A 4,045-nucleotide genomic window follows, 5' to 3' on the forward strand; every position below is an offset into this window, starting at 1 on the left:
ACTATTTATATTGTACTTATCTCGCTCTGCTATTAAATCATCTTGATTCCAAAGAGCCGGGCGAGGACCTATAACTGTCATATCACCTTTAAATATATTAAAAATTTGAGGTAATTCATCTAAGCTTGTTTTTCTTAAAAATTTTCCCACTTTAGTTATGTACTGATCGGGATTTTTCAATAAATGCGTAGGACAATCTTTGGGCGTATCTATTCGCATTGTTCTAAATTTTAGGATATTAAAATAAGTTTTATCCTTGCCCACTCTTTTTTGTTTAAAGAAAATCGGACCTTTGCTTGTGCATTTTATAACTACACAAATTGGTAAATAAACTATTGAGAGAAATACAATTGCCATAAAAGAACAAATGATATCCAGAATACGCTTAATTATTCTATTGTAAATTGTTTTTTCTCTGTTCATATTATCAACCTCTGATTTGCACACACTTACACACTATATTTATTCATAATTATATCACACAAAATTCAATATATCAACATAAAAGTATATTTAAGATTAATATATCTAATAATTCAGCATTTTTTTGCAATATATGCACATTATACAAAGCAAATTTGATAATTTTGCAATTTTTGAAAAACATATTGTGATATTAGCAATAATATTAGTTGTAAAATTTGGTTATTTGGTTATTATTTTTATAAAAAACTTTATAAAAACGCTTGACTTAAAGTTAGCTTTAAGTTATATAATGAACTCAAACCAATAAAATTTTTAGGAGGCTATTTTAAATGTACACAAATACTTTAACTTTATAAAATGGAATTAAAGTTCCTCAGTTAGGACTTGGCACATGGTTTATTGATGATAATAAAGTGGCAGATGCAGTAAAAGCCGCAGTAAAACTTGGTTATCGTCATTTTGATACTGCTCAGGCATACGGAAATGAGCGTGGTGTCGGCAAAGGAATCAGAAATTGTGGTGTCCCACGAGATGAGCTTTTTGTTGTTTCAAAAGTTTCAGCAGAACACAAAACCTATAAGGAAGCTAAAAAAGGCATTGATGAAACTTTAGAAAAAATGGGTCTTGATTACCTTGACATGATGATTATTCATAGTCCACAGCCATGGGCAAAAGTTAATCAGAGCGCTGACCGTTATATTGAAGGCAATCGTGCCGCATGGCGAGCATTAGAGGACGCTTACAAAGAGGGCAAACTTCGTGCAATCGGTGTTTCTAATTTTCAGATTGATGATTTAAAAAATCTTATGGAAACTTGCGAAATCAAGCCAATGGTAAATCAGATCCTACTCCACATCAGCAATACTCCGCTTGAATTAATTGAGTTTTGCGAGAAAAACAACATTATTGTGGAAGCTTACTCACCAATAGCACACGGCGAAATTTTGCATCAGCCTGAAATTGAGTCAATTGCAAAACGCTACAATGTGACAGTGCCACAGCTTTGTATTCGTTACACACTCCAGCTTGGTACAATTTCTCTTCCAAAAGCTGCTAATCCTGCACATATGGAAAGCAACGCACAGGTTAATTTTGAAATTTCCGCAGACGATATGGAAACTCTCAAGCATTTCAAGCACATTGAAAGCTATGGCGAAAGCGGCGTATTCCCTGTATATGGAGGTAAGATGTAATTATGAAAAAGCCTTACATTATCTGTCATATGATGACATCAGTAGATGGTCGCATAGACTGTGCTATGACATCTCAACTTCCGGGAGTAAGTGACTACTATTCTACTCTTAATGCCTTAAATACTCCTACAACTGTGAGCGGCAGAGTTACCGCTGAATTAGAAATGGCTGAACCGGGTGTTTTTATTGCAAAAGACAATACTCCTTTAAACAAAGAAAGCTACTCTAAAAAAGCAAATGCTAAAGGTTATGAAATTATTGTAGATACACATGGTAAATTGCTTTGGAATAATGCTTCCGGTATGGAAAAGCCTTATCTCATTATTACAAGTGAACAGGTTTCAAAAGAATATCTCAATTATCTTGACGAGCAAAATATTTCATGGATTGCCTGTGGTAAAGAAAAAATTGACCTTGCTCGTGCATGTAAAATTCTTGCCGATAACTTTGGTGTTAAGCGTATGAGTATAGTTGGCGGCCCTGCTATCAATACAGCCTTTCTTAATGCCGGTCTGCTTGATGAAATCAGTATTCTGATTGGTGCCGGAATTGACGGCAGAATGGAAATGCCATCTGTTTTTGACGGACGAGATATGAACTATCCTCTCACCCACCTTACCTTGTCAGATGTAGAAAAATTTGACAGCGGTGCAGTCTGGTTAAGATACAAAACAAAAGGATTAGCATAATCATTTAATGTAGCAACAAAATTTTCTGTTGACTTATAAAAGCCTTGAATTCAAAGAACGAATTCAAGGCTTTTCTTAATTTCCACTGATTAATTTAAATCCCATTATTACAATTCCAAGTACCACAAGCACTATACCTGTAGCTCTGTTAAGAGTTTTTGGCTCAGCTTTATTTGCAAATACGGCGGCAATTCTTGCCCATATCAAAGTAAAAACTACACATAAAATAAACACAATCCAATCCGGAGTTCCGCCTATCATAAAGTGAGAAACTGCACCCGTCAAAGCAGTAAATGTCATTATAAAAACACTTGTACCGACCGCTGTTTTTAATTCATAATTAAGTACACTTGTCAAGATGAGCAACATCATCATTCCGCCACCTGCACCGATAAAGCCACAGATAAATCCGATTATCATCCCACAGATTACAGACTGGATTGCTCGCTTTTTCGCAGATACTCCGAGCATAGCCTCTTTTGTGGTCATAACAGGACGAGCAATGAACTTAATACCAAGTATAAAAGTCATAAATACAGAGAAGCCGCCCATTGTTGCCGATGGCACAATACTTGCGATATAACTGCCCACTACAGTAAAAGCAAGCACACTTACCATCATAATCAAGCCATTTTTGACATCAAGATTTTTATTTTTATGATATGTATAAGCTGACACCGCACTTGCCAGTACATCTGAAGAAAGAGCAATGCCGACTGCCATATATGGGTCCATATCAAGAAATGTAATCAGCATCGGACTGATTACAGCAGCGGCACTCATACCTGCAAAGCCTGTGCCAAGTCCTGCACCCATTCCGGCAAAAAATGTAACTAAAATTGTTACCAGAATATCCATTTTATTTTTCCTCCGCAAGCAATAAATCTATTTAGTATAATTCGTTGAAGTAAATGCTTTTTCTGCTATGTTGCTAAATAACCTTTGCTTTATTAATTATTATCATCAATAAATTTCTGCATAGCTTCTTTAAAAATCTGAGCTTGCGACACACCAATATCCGCACACTTTTGCTTAAAATCAGCTACTAAATCTTTTGGTGCAGAAAAAGTTATTCTTGAATAAACCTTATCATTATATCTGCGTTTGACATCTGTTGATGTATAAGTTTTTCTTTTATTTTCCATTTTTTTCGACTCCTTTGTTACAATTAATTATATGATACTACCGTTAGTATATCAAGGATATTTAAAATATTTTTTTAAAAATAACACTTTTAGTGTATAAAGGTATTGCTTACATAAATGCTATACTAATATTCTATGGCTTTTATATTTAAAATCAAGAAAGCAGCAGATAAATTAAACACCTCAGTTTTTACTTAAAACAAAAGTAGCGATAGAAATGTCTACAAACAAGCACATAAACTGCTATTACACTTTTCTGCACAGATACAAAATTGAGGAAAAGAAAATGATTGAAATATTGACACCTGATGATATATTAAAAATTAAGGATTGTTACATTGCCAAATATATCAAAAATCTGTTCACAAATATTACTTCTTGCTCAGCTGACTGTTCTATAAAAGTAGTCAGAAATTTTTTATATTGAGAACAAAGATGATTTTACAAAATTTGAAAAATTTGGTTTATCATATATAATTGCTTAATAATAAAGGGGTTGCTGACTTAAAAATCAAGCAACCTCTTTCTTAAACAAATTAATATTTATTTTTTAATAAATTTAATATCTTCATCAATATTGTTTCCAAAATTG

Annotated in this window: 5 protein-coding genes; 2 read left to right on the top strand and 3 right to left on the bottom strand. The window is 33.5% G+C overall.

Annotated elements, in window-relative coordinates:
* The coding region (locus tag ACJMMI_RS04550) for a sugar transferase (protein ID WP_405353954.1) at nt 1-423 on the bottom strand (423 nt) is incomplete at its 3' end.
* 365 nt (nt 424-788) lie between these two features.
* Here ACJMMI_RS04550 and ACJMMI_RS04555 point away from each other — a divergent pair.
* Together ACJMMI_RS04555 and ACJMMI_RS04560 are read left to right on the top strand one after the other, a co-directional pair.
* A complete protein-coding gene (locus ACJMMI_RS04555; protein WP_405353961.1) occupies nt 789-1,619 on the top strand; it encodes an aldo/keto reductase in 831 nt (276 codons plus the stop codon).
* 2 nt (nt 1,620-1,621) lie between these two features.
* Nucleotides 1,622-2,308: a dihydrofolate reductase family protein gene (locus ACJMMI_RS04560; protein ID WP_405353956.1), complete on the top strand. Its 687-nt coding sequence runs from the start codon at nt 1,622-1,624 to the stop codon at nt 2,306-2,308.
* Nucleotides 2,309-2,383: 75 nt separating this feature from the next.
* Here the strand turns inward: ACJMMI_RS04560 and ACJMMI_RS04565 are convergent, their stop codons facing one another.
* Together ACJMMI_RS04565 and ACJMMI_RS04570 are read right to left on the bottom strand one after the other, a co-directional pair.
* Nucleotides 2,384-3,166 (bottom strand): sulfite exporter TauE/SafE family protein, encoded by a 783-nt coding sequence (locus ACJMMI_RS04565; RefSeq protein ID WP_405353958.1) that lies wholly within the window; start codon nt 3,164-3,166, stop codon nt 2,384-2,386.
* 92 nt (nt 3,167-3,258) lie between these two features.
* Nucleotides 3,259-3,453 carry a ribbon-helix-helix domain-containing protein gene (locus tag ACJMMI_RS04570; RefSeq protein ID WP_405353959.1) on the bottom strand — a complete coding sequence of 65 codons (195 nt, stop codon included), beginning with the start codon at nt 3,451-3,453 and terminating at the stop codon, nt 3,259-3,261.
* Nucleotides 3,454-4,045 lie beyond the last annotated feature (592 nt).

Origin of the sequence: Ruminococcus sp., assembly GCF_045129435.1 — a bacterium.
Classification (GTDB): domain Bacteria; phylum Bacillota; class Clostridia; order Oscillospirales; family Acutalibacteraceae; genus Ruminococcoides.

What these genes read in the sequence shown, in the direction of transcription:
- ACJMMI_RS04570 (WP_405353959.1), bottom strand. Translation starts at nt 3,453, where the DNA reads ATGGAAAATAAAAGAAAAACTTATACATCAACAGATGTCAAACGCAGA.
- ACJMMI_RS04565 (WP_405353958.1), bottom strand. Translation starts at nt 3,166, where the DNA reads ATGGATATTCTGGTAACAATTTTAGTTACATTTTTTGCCGGAATGGGT.
- ACJMMI_RS04560 (WP_405353956.1), top strand. Translation starts at nt 1,622, where the DNA reads ATGAAAAAGCCTTACATTATCTGTCATATGATGACATCAGTAGATGGT.